This window comes from Ochrobactrum sp. BTU1 (genome assembly GCA_018798825.1).
GTDB lineage: Bacteria > Pseudomonadota > Alphaproteobacteria > Rhizobiales > Rhizobiaceae > Brucella.
The window spans coordinates 161,972-178,170 of the sequence record CP076356.1; the positions used below are offsets into that span (position 1 = coordinate 161,972).

Below are 16,199 nucleotides of genomic sequence, written 5' to 3' on the forward strand. Positions count from 1 at the left end.
TAAAAATGGTCATTCTGATGTCTTTCGTGCGATCTGCTGTTTCCGTTTTCGATCCCGACCTTACCCTTTTGCCTGCAGTTGCTCACAAGCTGGATTTCGCGGAACATGAGGAGGAAGTACCTCTGCACGTACATCGCAAGGGGCAGTTAATCCTCACTCTACATGGAGCCGTCACCTGCGTGGCAGGAAACGAGATCTGGATCGTGCCTCCCAATTGCGGAGTCTGGATTCCAGGCGGTTTGCCCCATAGTGCGCGCGCAACTGCCAATGCAAGGCTCAACTATCTGTTCGTCGAGCCGGGCGCAGCGAACCTGCCCGGAAACAGTTGCACACTGTCGGTCTCCCCAATGATCCGCGAGATGGTCGATCGGCTTGCTCGCGAGCGTGCGGACTATCTCGCCGACAGCCATGCCGCGCGGATCGCGCGGGTGATCCTCGACGAACTTGCGCAGATGCCATATGAGCGGTTCAACCTGCCGATCTCAAACCATCCGAAGATCCGGGCAATGGCACACGCACTGACGATTGAACCTTCAGATCGCAGCACGTTGAGCGATTGGGCGAAGCACCTTGCAATGAGCGACCGATCACTTGCGCGGCTGCTAATCCGCGAGACTGGGCTGACGTTCGGTCGCTGGAGACAGCAACTCCACCTCGTTGTCGCCCTTCGTGAACTGGCAAGTGGCGAGGCAGTGCAGAATGTTGCTGCCGAACTTGGATACGAGTCAGTGAACGCGTTCATCACGATGTTCAAGAAGGCCTTGGGCACCACGCCGGCGCAGTACTTTTCGCACCGAGTCACACCAATACAATCTCCTTAACACTGCGAGCGTTCGACGATGATATGGCAACATTCTCACGTGGCTCGTGGTGATATTCCACATGCATATTTGGGAAAACAGCGGCAGCCAGCACCGCTTCTACAGTTCGGATGACAAGCGTCCATCGCGTTGCGGCTCGCGGATAAATCGGTCAACGAGTTCATCGGTCCATTCCACATATTCGACGTGGAGGCCGTCTGCATGACGCGCATAAAGCATCCGCCCTGTAGGAACATCAACGAGCGGATGGGTAATGACTGCACCGCAAGCAAGCAACTCGGCTTCAATTGCCTCGATATCGCGCACGATGACGGGTCCGTGGCTATCCCGAATTGGTGCGAGTGAGTCCTCCGTTCCCGCGACAATAAACATATCCCCAACACCGGCCAAATCCCATTCACCGAAGGGGAACCGCAAATGCGCTTTGCGGCCGTGAAGCCGTTCGAGGGTGGCCAGCGTCGCATCGCAGTCTGCCGAAAACATCCGTGCATAGGTTTTGAGGATCATTTCTCACCTTTTTTAACAATCACTACAGATCTAAACTCATTGACTCGCTGTGGTCAATGGTTCTTTAGTGATCGATATGAAACAGGAAAAGAATAAAGGTGGCCGCCCTCGCGGCTTTGACCGTGACGGTGCAATTGAGATAGCGATGCATCTCTTCTGGATGCACGGCTACGAGGGAGTTTCGCTTACCATGCTGACAGAAGCGGTTGGAATAGCGCCCCCCAGTCTATATGCCGCTTTCGGAAGCAAAGCCGGGTTATATCGCGAGGCTTTGGATCGTTACTTGGTGACGGCCGAATTTACGCTTTCGCGTGGTGTCGAACGAGGGTTGACCCTCGATGAGGCTCTTTCGTATCTGTTCAACCAAGCAATTGAAAGAGTGACGGGCGAGCAGGGCGAACGCGGCTGCATGGTTTCATTGGGATTGCTGGTCTGCCACCCAGATCACGGCGAATTGCGTAACGAGCTTGCCGCTCGCCGGCACGCTATGGCCGTAAGCCTTGATCATGACCTTCGGCGTTGGCTTCCAACAGCCCGTTGCGGAGAGGCTGCGCGTTTCCTCTGTGCTGTCCTGCAAGGTATTGCCGTTCAAGCCAAGGACGGAGCGACTGTGCAGGATCTACGCGCCACGGCAGATATCGGTCGGGCGGCAGTTATGGCTATGGTTGCGGCGTAACGGGGCGCGGAGTGTCGGTTCTGCTTTTTCTTCGGTTCGCAATCGACATGCTGAACGCATGAAAGTTCGAAAGTGATCTGTAGCAGAGTTGTCTTATCGCCTGAGGCGGAGGAAGATCTTTTGGGTCCTTATGACTGGACAGCCGAAAGAGCTTCGCCTCAGACTGCGCTGGGATCCATGGACAGGCTGGAAAATTATACTCGCAGCTTTGACGAGGCTTCTAAGCGCGGCACTTTGCATGACGGTATACGTGAAGGGCTGCGAACCGTTGACTTTGAACGCAGAGTTACGATAGCCTTCAATGCCACTGAACAAGAGGTTGTTGTGCTAGGTTTCTTTTATGGCGGCCAAAATTGGCAAGAAGCCTTATCTGAACATTGAAGTCGTGATTATTTTTCTTGGCGGTTATCTGGAAAGAGAGCCGGTCGTGTCTGCTGGGAATGGATCGATACGGTTCTTGACTTTAAACCAAACACAAAAGCACTGCCTACAAATCTGCTCCGATTACCCGCAACTGGCCGTTTCGCGTCACGCCGCCTTTTGCAGACCTCGGGTAGGGAGGCGTGTGAGGTTGTTGTAATGGTCAACAGTTATCAGCATTCAGGCTGCGGACAAATTCATAGGGCGTCGGTTTCTAATAACGACGTGACATCTATTTCATGCCGTAGCTTGATAAGCCGCAGAACCGATCAAAAAATTGCGTTTGGCAATATAAAACTGTTTGCACTGTAGGATGATCAGTTGTGCAGTATTCCGGCCGCGACCATCAACTGACGGTTGGTGAGATTCTCAACACCCGAAGCGCATTGAGGATGACAGTGACATCGATCGCCTCCTGGAGCAATGCACCTTGGACAGGCAATAGATAACCCAACGCTGCTACGGTCATTGCGATCACTGAAAGTCCGATACCCACCACAACACTTTCGATGGCAATGCGCCTTGAGCGCTTCGCAATCTCCATCCCAATTCGAAGGCTTTCTAGTCTGTCAACAAGAAGAACAATATCGGCGGCCTCCGCCGACGCTGCTGCTCCCCTAGCACCCATCGCAACGCCGACGTCCGCTGCGGCAAGCGCAGGCGCGTCGTTGACCCCGTCTCCGACCATCATTACGAGACCGTTCTTGCGCTCGCTGAGTACGGTCAGTACCTTTTGACCGGGTGAAAGTTCGGAGTAGATTGCATCGAGCCCCAGCCCCTTAGTGATGCGTCTGGCCACCGCAGCGCGGTCGCCTGTCGCAAGCACTATGCGCTTCACGCCGACCTTGCGTATACCGCCTAACGTGGCGATCACATCGCCGCGCAAAGGATCGGCCATGACGATATAGCCAGCAAGTCTGTCGTTTATTGCGACTGCAACCAGGACTGCGCCAGCTTCTGTACTGGGGATTTCTGTAAGCTTTGGGTTGACTTGTCTCTCAACAAAGCTGGTTCCTCCGACAATGACACTTTTGTCATCGACCCGGCCAGTCACACCATCACCGGCCAGTTCGCTAACGTCAGTCGGTAGTACAATTTCTATGCCGCGATTCTGAGCGGCCAGTACCAGAGCCTGTGCCATCGGATGTTTGGACACTTGGTCAAGTGAGGCGGCAAGCCGCAAAATCTCATTTTCATTGAAGCCAGGCTCGACGTGGATTGAGGTGATCTGCGGGCGGCCATCGGTCAGCGTGCCAGTCTTATCCAGCACCAGCGTATTTATACGAGCCATACTCTCTAATGCACGAGAGCCTTTTACCAGCACACCGAAATGAGCGGAGCGCGACAGTCCCGCAACAAGAGCGACGGGCACCGCCAGGATGAGAGGACATGGCGTCGCCACGACAAGAACTGCTACTGACCTTATTGGGTCCCCAGTAAACCACCACGCGGCGAAGGCGATCAAGACGGTAATGATCATAAAGCCGACAGACCATTGATCCGCCAGCCTCGACATTGGAGCCTTAGAATTTTGGGCTTCTTCTACGAGGTGTACGATGCCAGCGTAGGTGCTATCTTTTGCTTCGTATCTGGCAATGATGTCAAATGCGTCACCAGCATTCATTGATCCGCTCAGCACATCTGCTCCTGCCGCAAGTGAGACCGGAAGTGACTCTCCCGTAAGTGCAGCCGTGTTTACGAAGGCTTTTACGGAAGCGATATTTCCGTCGACGGGGATGACCTCGCCCTGCCGGATGAGCAGACGGTCACCCGGACGAACAACATCGACGTCAGTCTCTTCGAGATGGTCATCGATATAACGCATTGTGGTTCGCGGCACACGAGACAGCAAAGCATGCATCTCACGACGTGCCCGTCCTTCAGCAGAGCTCTCAAGAAAGCCTCCGCCAGTATACATTAGGGCGACAATCGAAGCCGCGAGTGTTTCCCCAACAAGAAGAGCCGCCGACATGGACATCGCAGCAACGATATCCAGTCCAAATTCTCCTCGCCATAAGCTGCGGATGATATCGATGAACAACGACAAAAGTACGGGCAACGTGGCAAGTGTCCAAGCGATCCGTGCACTTTGCGTGTAATTTAACAGATGTAAGCTGAGCCCGATACCTAGCCCGCAGAGTGCAACCATAAAAAGGCCGGCTTTAAATCTGTCTTTGGCCGAGCGTTGCATTGCTCACGTCTCCCCAGCGCGTCGAATGAATGGACTATAAAGGATATTCTCCCACCTCACACTGACTACGATCAATTGTGGTCATGAAACTTGCATCAATAATTAGACGCCACCGTTAAACCGCCATACCGAGCAGAGCGTCGATACTGGCCGTGATTGCCATAGCCAGTACTCCAAAAAGGTAACACGCACGGTCCGCTTTAATCACACTGGCTCCTCCCGCATTGACGCCAATTCTTCCTAGAAACGCCGGAAACAACAAGGAAGAGATAGCAACGGCGTAAAACAAGATCGATGCAGGTGCGAAAACGACCGCTAATAAGGGTAGGGCAGCCCCGACCGAAAACGTCGCCTGATTGCACTGGCCTAGGTTCCTTGTCTTCAACGATCACCAATTCGTCACGAGCATGTGCTTTCAAAGTGATTGTGCGAGGTCAGTTGTATTGCCACCTGCCGCGGCAGTTCGATCGTCTCCGGCGATTGAACTTTTGTCTTTTTTGTTATTGTTTCAACGCACGTCCGGAGAAAATGGCGTTGTTAGAGCAGACTTGAAAACTTTGTCATTATACATTATAGTATATTATATAACATTAATGTTGGAGGCATAGATGCCCGTCATCAAAATTTCCGAGAAGTTGTCGGTATCATCACAGCCAAGCTCGGAAGAACTCAGCCTATTAGATCAAAGCGGCGTAAAATCACTGATTAACAACCGTCCCGACAATGAGGATGCAGACCAAACCGGAAACCAGGCCGAATGCGATATAGTCCAGAAGATTGGTCTTTCCTATGCTTTCATTCCGGTAACGATGAATGCGATCACTGAAGCCGACGTTCGAGCGTTTCAGAAGGCGGTCGAAGAAGCCGAAGGTCTCGTGCGCGCGCACTGCAAAACAGGTGCCCGTTCGCTCAGCCTTTATCTTATCGGTGAGGTACTGGACGGACGCATGTCTGCTGAAGACGTCGTGCCATTCGGACATCAGCTCGGCTTTGATACCAGCGTTGCGGCATCGTGGCTTGAGCGCTTTACTGACCAAAGACCGCGAGTAAAAGGCTTTTTCGATAAGCGAACCTCCAGTGTTCAGTACGTGGTGTCCGATCCGACAACCGGCATGTGCGCAATTGTAGATCCCGTTCTCGACTTTGATGAAAAGTCGGGGTCTACGGCGACGATCAATGCAGACGCAGTTCTCGATTACGTCCGTAATAGTGGCCTGACTGTCGAATGGATTCTCGACACGCATCCACACGCCGACCACTTTTCCGCCGCTCAGTACCTTAAGAAGAAAACCGGCGCAAAGACGGCGATAGGCGAGCATGTAATTAACGTCCAGAAGCTGTGGAAGGAGATATATAACTGGCCCGAACTAGCCACAGATGGCTCGCAATGGGATCGGCTTTATGCCGATGGTGAGACGTTCAAGGTTGGGTCTATCGATGCCAAAGTTATGTTCTCGCCCGGGCATACCCTCGCCTCTATCACTTACGTGGTTGGCGACGCAGCTTTTGTCCATGACACAATCTTCATGCCCGACAGCGGGACGGCTCGCGCGGATTTCCCTGGCGGTGATGCGAGAGCGTTATGGAAGTCGATCCAGAATGTCCTAACACTTCCCGATGAGACGCGGACATTCACCGGACACGATTACCAGCCGGGCGGCCGTACTCCACGTTGGGAGAGCACTGTAGCGGACCAAAGAAACTTCAACTCGCACCTTGTTGGCAACACGGAAGAAACATTCGTTGCATTACGGAACGAGCGCGACAAAACGCTACCAATGCCTAAGCTCATCTTGCATGCGCTACAGGTAAACATATGCGGCGGGCGACTGCCTGAGCCGGAAGCCAACGGTAAACGTTATTTGAGGTTTCCACTGGACGCGCTGGAAGGGGCTGCATGGGAATGACCTTGAATAGCATGGCAATGATGAAAGCTAAATTATCGTCTGCAGAACTATCTCTGCGCGCAGGCGAAGTGGCAGATCTGCTTAAGACACTGTCGCATCCAGCGCGTCTGATGATCGTATGCAGCCTGGTGGAGAGCGAATACTCCGTAAGCGAACTTGAGGAAAAAACCGGGGTGCATCAACCGCACCTTTCTCAGCATCTAACGGTGTTGCGCAACTCCGGGATAGTCGAGACACGACGCGATGGAAAACAGATTTTTTATCGCCTCACAGAAGACAAGGTGGCGCAACTGGTCGCCGCCCTTTATGAAATCTTTTGCGTGGAGAACGTAGAATGATCACTTATCTATCCTCACTTATCGGCGGGATGCTAATCGGTATTTCAGGAGCGATGCTTCTGATCCTTAACGGAAGGATTGCTGGAATAAGCGGAATCGTCGGACGGCTTTTACACAGAAGCGCTCCGTTAACAAACCTTGCCTTCGTGGTGGGGCTGGCAATCGGGCCGATCATTTATCTAATTGTGTTCGGCACCTGGCCCACAGTTCAGATTACTGCCGGGTGGCCACTGATCATCGTCGCCGGACTTCTTGTCGGCTTCGGCTCGCGCCTGGGATCCGGTTGCACGAGCGGTCACGGTGTGCTGGGGCTGGCTCGTCTGTCACCGCGATCAATGGTAGCGGTTGCTACCTTTGTGGGAACAGGGGTGATTGCCGTCACTGTGCTACGAGGTCTAGGGATATGATCTTAAAGGTTTGTCAATTCTGCAGCGCGCTTGCCTCAGGTGTCATTTTCGGCTTTGGACTGTCTATATCTGGAATGCTCAATCCCATTCGCGTACAAGGCTTTCTCGATATTTTCGGCGCATGGGATCCAAGTCTTGCCATTGTTCTCGGTGGCGCGGTTATCGTCGCCTTCATTGGCGTACAGATAGCGAAGCGGATGCAGCATCCTACATTCGATGACAGTTTTCATGTGCCGACGCACAGACGGATCGATGCGCGTCTTATCATTGGATCGGCTCTGTTCGGTCTGGGGTGGGGCATTGGTGGCTTCTGTCCCGGGCCAGCCATTGCATCTTTATCTGTAGGACTGCCGCAGAGCGCTCTGTTCGTAGTTGCGATGTTGCTCGGCATGTTCGTACATGAAAAAGTCGAGATCAAACTTCGATGATTAATTCCATCTGCTCAGCATCGCTGCTCCTTAGCTGTTGCTATAACCCAGCTCGTATCGACGTCGGTATGGGTTAATGAACGCCACACATTTGAATGAGTGAGTTCCGGATCCCCGAAGAAACTCTCGCTTCATCATGGCCTTAGTCTTTTTTTGGGGTCCAAGAAATCTATTATTCGTTACGGTTTTCTTTGACCGGTTTAGAGGATGACTGGTTCATCTGGTGTAAGACCATTTCCAATCCCTGATTTCCGCCATGTCCTCACCATGCTCGCAAACATATTTCTTATGCAATGTTAGTTTTTCCTCGAATTCGGCAATCAAAGGTAGGGCAACGTCGCTATTTAGTGGCAGACGCCTTATCGCCTCAATCGCTAGATGAAAACGATCCAGTTCATTGAGAACCGCCATATCGAATGGCGTTGTCGTTGTCCCCTTTTCGATGAAGCCTCGGACGTGGAAGTTAGGATGGTTGGCGCGCGCGCCGGTGTCGAGCACCATGTCGTGGCGCCGTCCGGCAATCATTGTTTCCAGGATAAGCCCCTCCGCCGAATGGCGGAAAGGTACGTCGATCCAGTCCGCTTTTCTGTTTGGGTCAAAATCGGACACGGGATCGAAGATCGTCAGCTCTTTGGAAACATAGTCGATCAGGATGCGCTGCCCTTTGAAGAACCCGAGGCCTAGCACTGACGACACTGGAAGCTCGCTATCCTTTCGCACGGTGATCCCCCAAGGGGAAAGTTCGACGCCACGGATATCTCGGAAGAGACGTCCATTTACCGAAAGCTTGTCAATCACAAACCGAGCGTTCTCCTGAGCAATGCCAGCCATGTCGCTGGATCTCTGCATTTCTCCAGTGAAGCGGACACCTGCAATTTGATCGAGAAGATCGCGACGAAGGTGCAACCCTTCCTCCGAACCCGTATCGAGGTTCAGTAAATGTGTCGCCCCATCGATTTCCAAGCTGACCATAGGTATCGAATGCTCATCGAAGGTGATCGGCAAAACCAGATCGGCCGCGTTCGATGGAACTACAGCGAAAGATGCTACCAGGAGGGTGATTGGTAAAACAATTGAGAATTTCAAGAATGTCACCATGAAACGTCTGGGCGGACTATGCTTGGCAGATACGGCACCAATCATCGCAAAAATTCCAAAACCCGCGACACCTTCAGCTGCTAAGCAACCTTGGTGGTTGGGCTGCTTTCGTTAATATTGCAAGGGTTCCTCATAAAGCTATCGTGCGAAGAGGTCTATAGTGCAGAGGGGTCTGCTGCAAATTCCTGCTTAGACGAGAAGCAAGCTGAACGCCGGGAGCATCCATGCGGGGAGTTCAGGAGATACGATGCATGTTTTGGAAACGTTTCGTCAACGAAGACGCAGAATGTCGGCTTAACATCAGTAGAGCATAATCGATGTTCAAAGTCCGCCATTTCGACATTGGATCGCCGGGTCTCGCATTTCAGTCCCAAACCGATTGAGGGCATTCTGCACAAGGCCGAACCCGTGACGGCAGCGCGAAGCAGATCACCACTGACGGCAGCCAAACTGTGAGCGCACGGCAATTATGCAGTGCGACGTATAGAACTGGGGTGTTACACACCGGCAACTTCAGCGCTAATAGTGTCAGCGAATACATGAACAATTCCATCGAGCAGGATCATCGCCGCGTCAAACGGTAATTTCGATCCTTGCTCGACTTCAAGTCCAAGGCCGCCAGTATCACGCTTTCCGGCATCTAACTGGTTCACATAATGCATGAACAGCGGGACGTCCTTCCAAAGGAAAGAATGCTCCCGCTCAGGTAGCAAGTCAAGGAACTAACTGCTTAGTTGCGGTCAGCGGTAAACCATGTTGCGTCCTAACCGGATTTATGTGGCGCATCCCCGTTACGTTCTTTGCAGTGCAAGGTTGACGCCGAGATCAATCAGAACCATGCCGACTATACGCGTCATGAGTCGCTAAGCCCAATTAGAGCCTGTAAGTACTTCGGAGAATTATTTTGGCAACAAATACACAGAGAACATTAGATAATAAAAATAACAAGCTAACGATCGTACCCAGAATGAAAATCTGAAGCCAAATGCGATAAGGTGGGTTATTTCTCAAATTTCACTTCGGCTGAGCTATCTCATCCCGGCTCACCTCGCTCAATTATTCCGCCAACGGTGGCCACATCAGCACAAGTAGACTTTTCGCGACAAAGCCATTTACTCATCGCGGGCTAGGGGAACCATCATCGCACCAATATCTGCCTCCGCAACCAGAGCGCCTTCGACCTTGGCTTCGCAATGAAACTTCCAGACTTTGCTGCGTTGGCGTTGCTTAATGACGTGGATCTCCAACCGGTCACCGGGTTCGACGGGTTTGCGGAAGCGTGTATTGTCGACTGTCATGAGATAAACTAGATACCGGCCGCCATCCTGCTTGCGCGCACAAATCGCGCCTGCCGTCTGACACATAGCTTCCACTACCAGGACACCCGGCATGATTGGGCGACCTGGAAAATGGCCGGTGAAATGCGGCTCATTGACCGTAACGTTCTTGATTCCGATAGCAAAATTATCGCCATCGATTTCTATGATCCTGTCAATTAGCAGAAGTGGATAACGATGGGGGAGGAGCTTCATCACCTCCAAGATGTCAGCTGCGCCTAGGGTTTTTTCCGTACATTCAGACATTCGTGTCTCCTGATTTTGTAGGTTGTGCCCGTCCTCAGCATAGCTATAGGACAGCTAACTGTGCGGCATCAAAAAGCGTCCTGCGAGAAAAGACGCTCGATAAGGTCATAGGTGATCCATTCACCATGTGTAGGCGCCGGTTGGGGAAGAAATATCTTGTTTGCATTGGGAGTGGCAGGGCGCTGCCATTCGACCGGCTTGCGGTGCGATTTTCATACATCCTGCTGCGCGTAGGATGTTCCTAACTTTAGGTCCAACAACGCCGCGCGGTAGTGACATTTTTGTGCTCACTGATTTCCCTATTCCCGTCTCACGACCGTTGCGTCATAGCTCGAATGACCATTCTCGCTAGGTGTGCCCGTTTGCAAGAAAGTAACCGCCAAATTAAACAGAGGGAACACAATAAAACTAAAGATTGATACCAGGAGAAGGCAGACAACCCTCATGGATAGCCACAGAGTATTGAAGTTGCTCGTGCGAAGAGGAACAACGCTGCAGCCGGAAACTGGGTGCCGCATTTCGACAGCCTTGTAAAGTTAACATGGCTCTAATTTGAACCCCGATTGTCAAGAAATGATGGTGAGTACATCGACACCTTGTCAAAACACAACAGCGTCAGCAACATCTGGTCTCTATATGAGAACGAAATGCCTCAATAGGTTGTCCTGCCATCACTGAGGTTAAACGTTGCGGCAGTCGTGTATGAGTTTTCGGCACAGTCTCTTAAATATGGGCGCCGATGTCTTTCGTTCGTTGATACCATTTCTACGCGGACTTCAGGCTTGAGGCTTCCCGCCACATGTTGGGAGCAGCGCCCTGTAATTCAGGGTGATCAGCAGCGTTAAACTGGTTGCGGGGAAGATGATGAAGATTGTAGATGGGATCGTGTATAGACTGGTGGGTTAACAAAAAGTGCCGTCGGTAGGTTTTGGTTCGTTGCCCAGCTTGCCCCACGCGCCCCACTCGCGCTTCGCCCACGAGTAGCTAGTCAGTTCGGGCAATTCAATTACCTTTGTGACTGGTGCGACCGGCCTTCTAGGCAAGGTCACAAAAAGATCAATGAAATGTGGACCCTCGCGATGACCAGAAGCAATCAGTTGCCTCTCAACGAGTCCGTTGATGGACGAACTGCGTCTGTGCTAGTCATAACTGTACGAAATCGACTGGATCAATTATGAGCCGCACGGTTGTTGAAATCAGAAGTTACTCCGGTGTCACAGAGACCCACCGCCACGATTTCCATCAAGTGATCTTGCCGTGCTCTGGTATGCTGGAAATCGATATTGACCGCTCAGCCGGTCGTGTGACGGACAGTATAGCTTCGTTTGTGCCAGCAGGATTCAATCATGCTTTTATTGCCAAGCCCGAAAGCCGTTTCATCGTTCTTGACGTGCCAGCGGGTCTCTCGTCGGCAATCAGAAACCATGCGGCGATGGCCCCGTTCTTCGCGATCCGACCAGACATTCGAGGGCTGATTGATTATCTAATAGCAGATGGTCCGCAATCCAAGCCTTCGGCGCAACTCCTTGAGATGTGGGCTGGCCTTGTCCTGGATCGACTTGATAAACAAGGTGGCAATATTGATCTCACCGAATTGGCAGTTAACCGAGCCATTGCGTTCATGAAGCAAAGACTGGCGCAACCTATCCGCAACAGCGACATCGCCGAAGCAGCGCGTTTAAGCCCAACTCGCCTTCATGACGCCTTTCTCAAGCGTCTCGCGATGACACCTCACGCAAAGTTGATTGCAATAAGATTAGACGCAGCTGAAAGTCTGCTTTCAAATCCGCACCTTTCCATCGCCGAGGTCGCGTTGCGCAGCGGACACTCTGACCAGAGCGCGTTGACACGTATCATGCAGAGGGAGAGGGGTGTAACACCGGCTGCGATCCGCAAAAGCTTGCTCGGCCGATTTGAACAAAAAGCCTAAAATCTGGAAGCTTTTACCAAGACACCGCGGTTGCTTGTGCTCCATTACGCCTTGTTCGAGCAGGGAGGAGAAATTGGTGGAGAAGGGAAGCGGCAAAGCGACAACTATTGGGCTAATCGCAATCGGATTATGGGCGAGCTTGGCTCTGTTCACCGTCGAAGCAAAAGGTATCCCGCCGTTTGAGCTTCTAGCGCTTAGTTTTGGTGTCGCCTTTCTCAGCGGCATGATTGTGCTCGCTTCGCAGGGATTCCATGCGCTTAGGCGGCTCAGGCAACCAGTTGCACCATGGTTTTTGGCATTCTTCGCAATCTTCCTCTATCACGCACTATACTTTTATTCACTTTCGACTGTTCCGCCCGCCCGCGCCAGTCTGATTGCCTATCTCTGGCCCCTGCTGATTGTAATTCTCTCCACTTTCGGTCCGAACGGTGATCGGCTTCGCTGGCAGCACCTAGCAGGTGGGGCACTCGGCTTCATTGGCACCGCCGTCATACTGTTGGATCACCAGGGAGAGCGTTCGCAGGCTACTTCAGTTCTCGGCTATATCGCTGCCTTTGGCTGCGCCCTCATCTGGTCGGCATACTCTGTCGCAAATCGCCGGTTTGCAAACATATCCAGTGATATGCTGGTCGGCGTTTGCGGGATGGTTGCAATTGCTGGCGCGGGCGTACACTTCCTTCTTGAGGAAACTGTTTGGCCCACCCAGCCTCAATGGCAGGCAGTCTTGCTTCTTGGGGTCGGCCCTGTCGGCCATGCTTTCCTGGCTTGGGATTATGCGACAAAACACGGCAACATGCCGTTGCTTGGCGGCCTCTCGTATCTCGCCCCGTTGATTTCTACCTCGATCCTAATTGCCAATGGGCAAACATCGTCGAATATTACTGTTGCATTGTCCGCCGTGTTGACTGTGGGAGGGTCGCTGCTTGCAAGCCTACGACGCAAGAAGAAAGACAATGCACAATAGGCTAATTGCTGCGAGGACGACAGCATTCCGGAAGTTGCAAGGATGGCTCTGATGGAAATGGCTGAACAGATAGAGATGCTGACAACACGTATCAAGAAACTCGAGAGGAAGATCATTGCAACGGTAAAAGCAGATGATACTGCGCGGCGTCTGACCATTATACCGGGAGTTGGCCCCATCATTGCAGCAACCGTTCAGGCGAACGTTCCAAATTCAGCCGCATTCAAAACAGGTCGCGCGCTCTCCGCCTGGATGGGTATTTCACCGCGAGCAAATTCCAGTGGTGGTAAGGAGCGGCTCGGTCGAATATCGAAACGGGGCAAGAAGCAATTGCGAACGCTGCTGATCGTCGGCGCAACCTCTATTCTTAAGCAAGCCCGGATTGGTATGTCGATGCCGGAAATGAGTCATCACATTGATAGCGCGCCGCCCTTATAAGGGGGCAGCAGTAGGATTAGCCAATAAGATTGCGCGTGCGATCTGGGCGCTTCTCGTGAAAGGTTGTACGTATCAAGCACCAGATATTATGGAGCAAACCTAAAATAGGGCTCAAGATGTTGCGACTAAAGTAGCCGGATCATACCAGGGTGCCAAGCGTGATGAACCAGCTGGACGAAATCCAGATACCGATTAGACCGATCGACGCAATGCACCTTCGTGTGCGCATAACTGATAAGGCAATCGGCATAGCGGTTATCATCATGGCCCGGAACTTTTAGTTTGCAAAAAAACAGGCCGGACATATGACTGCACAGTCCAATAGGTCAGTAACGCAGAAAAACTTTGCTATCAGGGCCATTCTACATATGCGTCCAGAGCCAAGTGTGTTCTGTGCTGAAGACATTTTTTGCAACTGATCCGATGGAATGCCTTTGACAATAATCAGCATACGGCAGAAGTCGGAATCCGGCTTTATGGTGACGAGCAAATTCAGGCAGGACGAAGCTACTTAAGAGGTTATTAATGCGTAAATCCTGTGTTTCTCTCGCCTGATCGCCTTATTGGTTGCTAATGTCAGCGTTGTGGAGAAGGTAGACAAAAAGTCGATCGCAGCTGGTTCCACCCAATGGGTTTCCGGTAGTGGGGACAAGTCACCCACGGATGCGATGGTGAACATTGGCTCAATGCGTCAGAGGGGAAACAAGCTCGAGGTTGTCATTCAGCGTGGAGGATGGGTTCGTTTCATCGGATGGGCATTATCAGGTCAACGATGTCTTCGATCCTGCAAGCCAGCGCGCCGAGGCTGAAAGCGAGCCTCTCAATCGGCGAAGATCATCAACGAAGTGTCGTCTTGCGGGGCACATCGCGAAGCCTTGCATACTTGATGGCGCGGATGGCCGATTTGACGTCCGGTGACGAAAACGACCCCCCATTCCGCGCCAACGGGTCAGTGTCGACCAGTTGGCAAGACAACGGCGGACGGTTGCCGGTGCGTGCAAACCGGATACGCGCAGAAAGCCTTGTTGGCGCAAATCGTCCTCCACACGTGCCGGTATGCTGTGATCGGGTTCGATCTCGCGTTGCTGTGGCCACCATAATTGATGGGCGATGAACTTCAGGAGCAGGGGCTCTGGCGCAGGCCAGGGGCGCGGTCTGTCGGCTGCGGCCATCCACCAGGCTTCGAGATCGGCGAGATCCGAGTTCCGTGCACGCAGGGTGTTTTCAGCCATGCCTTCTTTGACCAGATGACGCAGCGATTCGACATTCTAATCGGTCAGAATCTCTGCCAGCCTGTCGCGACGGCTCATCGCCAAGACCCCTGAGATCGTGTCGAGTGCGGCCGTTCGCAGATGAAATCATTCGTCCGATCTGGAAAACTTAGCGTTCATTCTCTAAAGGTCCGAGAATGCGGATCCCTTCCGACCGGGCGGCAGCAGCAAGCTTTCGATCACCGGTTGCCAATGGGACTTTTTCTGCAAGTGTCAGGGCCAGATATGAAGCATCGTAGCCGCTCAAATCATATCTTTCGCATAAGGAGAGCACAGCCCCGTCGCCGCCTGAGCCCAAATCTTCCAGAGGAAAAGCGCGCAACTGCGCCATCAGCAACAAGGCTTCACCCGGTTTCAGCCGCTTGCGTCGTTCGGACACAAAGAACAGATTGCGGGTCTCGAACCAAAACAAGGACGGCACGAAAGCAATAGATGTGCGCAGGTCAGCCATCAATCGATCGGCAGCGTCGTGTTGTTCGTCGGGCAGGAACCAGGCTGCGGCAATGGAGGCATCGAGAACAAAAGACATCAGTAGCGGCGGCCTTCTTCTATCCACTCACGAATCTCGTCCTGTGTTGTCGACTGCCGCGTAAGGCGTTGTGCCTTGATTTCGGCGATCAGCGCTTCGACGTTATTTTCACGGCGAATGCGAGACAGTTTGGCAATGGGCGTATTGCCCCGCGAGATAATAACTTCTTCCCCTGCTTCAACTTTCGCAAGCAGTTCCGAGAGATGGGTTTTGGCTTCACCGACCTTGACTGAAACGGTCATGTGGAATGCTCCGCTGGAGAATGGTTTGGACGGACTTTAACACCGCTTTTAAAAGCAAAAATTAACAGTATGACGGCATTTGGTCAAGTGTTGGTCAACTAACCTTCGATAACCATAATTATAGGCTTACGCTCCAAGCTACGATCAGCAACAAGATGTGTGTTTTACACGTGAGACGAGAGGCCTGCCATGGGTTGTGATGGATAAACAATAATTGCGCTGTCCAGTTGCAGTAAGACTGTTGACGAAAATTGTTCTCTCCTCATCAACGGTAGTTGAAGATGAAGACCTTCAACTACCGTTGATGAGGGAGAGGCGTGGCGTGCAAGACGTTGATCAGATCATAATGTTCGCTGCGGGCATATGGATGAGTGCGGTCGGCTTTGGTCACACTAAATTCAGCAGCCATCAGGAATGGTTCAACCGCCTCGTTCGGGAGGTTAGATGGA

14 protein-coding genes and 4 pseudogenes are annotated in these 16,199 nt (G+C 52.3%); 11 read left to right on the forward strand and 7 right to left on the reverse strand.

Annotated elements, in window-relative coordinates:
- Positions 1 to 17 precede the first annotated feature (17 nt).
- Positions 18 to 821: a helix-turn-helix transcriptional regulator gene (locus KMS41_19910; GenBank protein QWK80842.1), complete on the forward strand. Its 804-nt coding sequence runs from the start codon at positions 18 to 20 to the stop codon at positions 819 to 821.
- 99 nt (positions 822 to 920) lie between these two features.
- Here KMS41_19910 and KMS41_19915 read toward each other — a convergent pair whose 3' ends face one another.
- Positions 921 to 1,328: a hypothetical protein gene (locus tag KMS41_19915; GenBank protein QWK80843.1), complete on the reverse strand. Its 408-nt coding sequence runs from the start codon at positions 1,326 to 1,328 to the stop codon at positions 921 to 923.
- A 76-nt stretch (positions 1,329 to 1,404) separates the two neighbouring features.
- Between KMS41_19915 and KMS41_19920 the strand changes: the two genes are divergently transcribed.
- Entirely contained in the window at positions 1,405 to 2,004 is a 600-nt protein-coding gene (locus KMS41_19920; GenBank protein ID QWK80844.1) for a TetR/AcrR family transcriptional regulator, read from the forward strand.
- Between the two features lie 72 nt (positions 2,005 to 2,076).
- Positions 2,077 to 2,385 carry a type II toxin-antitoxin system RelE/ParE family toxin gene (locus tag KMS41_19925; protein QWK80845.1) on the forward strand — a complete coding sequence of 103 codons (309 nt, stop codon included), beginning with the start codon at positions 2,077 to 2,079 and terminating at the stop codon, positions 2,383 to 2,385.
- Between the two features lie 385 nt (positions 2,386 to 2,770).
- Here KMS41_19925 and cadA read toward each other — a convergent pair whose 3' ends face one another.
- Positions 2,771 to 4,615 (reverse strand): cadmium-translocating P-type ATPase, encoded by a 1,845-nt coding sequence (cadA, locus tag KMS41_19930; protein ID QWK80846.1) that lies wholly within the window; start codon positions 4,613 to 4,615, stop codon positions 2,771 to 2,773.
- A 608-nt stretch (positions 4,616 to 5,223) separates the two neighbouring features.
- On the opposite strand from cadA, the gene KMS41_19935 reads away from it, so the two are divergent.
- Genes KMS41_19935 through KMS41_19950 form a run of 4 tightly spaced genes read left to right on the forward strand, consistent with a single transcriptional unit; the run spans position 5,224 to position 7,695 of the window.
- Positions 5,224 to 6,522, forward strand: coding sequence for an MBL fold metallo-hydrolase (locus KMS41_19935; GenBank protein QWK80847.1), 1,299 nt, complete (start codon positions 5,224 to 5,226; stop codon positions 6,520 to 6,522).
- Positions 6,513 to 6,860 (forward strand): metalloregulator ArsR/SmtB family transcription factor, encoded by a 348-nt coding sequence (locus KMS41_19940; GenBank protein QWK80848.1) that lies wholly within the window; start codon positions 6,513 to 6,515, stop codon positions 6,858 to 6,860. The genes KMS41_19935 and KMS41_19940 overlap by 10 nt, the downstream gene beginning before the upstream one ends.
- Entirely contained in the window at positions 6,857 to 7,267 is a 411-nt protein-coding gene (locus KMS41_19945) for a YeeE/YedE family protein (protein QWK80849.1), read from the forward strand. Before KMS41_19940 ends, KMS41_19945 begins: the two co-directional genes overlap by 4 nt.
- The gene (locus KMS41_19950; GenBank protein QWK80850.1) at positions 7,264 to 7,695 is read left to right on the forward strand and encodes a YeeE/YedE family protein; all 432 of its coding nucleotides are present in this window, start codon (positions 7,264 to 7,266) and stop codon (positions 7,693 to 7,695) included. Before KMS41_19945 ends, KMS41_19950 begins: the two co-directional genes overlap by 4 nt.
- A 216-nt stretch (positions 7,696 to 7,911) precedes the next feature.
- Here KMS41_19950 and KMS41_19955 read toward each other — a convergent pair.
- Positions 7,912 to 8,175 (reverse strand): annotated as a pseudogene (locus tag KMS41_19955) (phosphoketolase).
- Between the two features lie 1,145 nt (positions 8,176 to 9,320).
- Here KMS41_19955 and KMS41_19960 point away from each other — a divergent pair.
- A pseudogene (locus tag KMS41_19960) lies at positions 9,321 to 9,434 on the forward strand (IS6 family transposase).
- Between the two features lie 471 nt (positions 9,435 to 9,905).
- Here the strand turns inward: KMS41_19960 and fabZ are convergent.
- A complete protein-coding gene (gene fabZ, locus KMS41_19965; GenBank protein QWK80851.1) occupies positions 9,906 to 10,376 on the reverse strand; it encodes a 3-hydroxyacyl-ACP dehydratase FabZ in 471 nt (156 codons plus the stop codon).
- Positions 10,377 to 11,550: 1,174 nt separating this feature from the next.
- Here fabZ and KMS41_19970 point away from each other — a divergent pair.
- From KMS41_19970 to KMS41_19980, 3 genes and pseudogenes are all read left to right on the forward strand, one after another.
- The gene (locus tag KMS41_19970) at positions 11,551 to 12,306 is read left to right on the forward strand and encodes an AraC family transcriptional regulator (protein QWK80852.1); all 756 of its coding nucleotides are present in this window, start codon (positions 11,551 to 11,553) and stop codon (positions 12,304 to 12,306) included.
- Between the two features lie 73 nt (positions 12,307 to 12,379).
- Positions 12,380 to 13,270, forward strand: a complete 891-nt coding sequence (locus tag KMS41_19975; protein ID QWK80853.1) for an EamA family transporter — start codon at positions 12,380 to 12,382, stop codon at positions 13,268 to 13,270.
- Between the two features lie 36 nt (positions 13,271 to 13,306).
- Positions 13,307 to 13,811 (forward strand): annotated as a pseudogene (locus tag KMS41_19980) (transposase).
- A 788-nt stretch (positions 13,812 to 14,599) separates the two neighbouring features.
- Here the strand turns inward: KMS41_19980 and KMS41_19985 are convergent.
- From KMS41_19985 to KMS41_19995, 3 genes and pseudogenes are all read right to left on the reverse strand, one after another.
- Positions 14,600 to 15,018: pseudogene (locus tag KMS41_19985) on the reverse strand (integrase).
- A 70-nt stretch (positions 15,019 to 15,088) separates the two neighbouring features.
- Positions 15,089 to 15,508 (reverse strand): type II toxin-antitoxin system VapC family toxin, encoded by a 420-nt coding sequence (locus KMS41_19990; protein QWK80854.1) that lies wholly within the window; start codon positions 15,506 to 15,508, stop codon positions 15,089 to 15,091.
- Positions 15,508 to 15,750, reverse strand: a complete 243-nt coding sequence (locus tag KMS41_19995; protein QWK80855.1) for a type II toxin-antitoxin system prevent-host-death family antitoxin — start codon at positions 15,748 to 15,750, stop codon at positions 15,508 to 15,510. The genes KMS41_19990 and KMS41_19995 overlap by 1 nt, the downstream gene beginning before the upstream one ends.
- Positions 15,751 to 16,199: the final 449 nt, after the last annotated feature.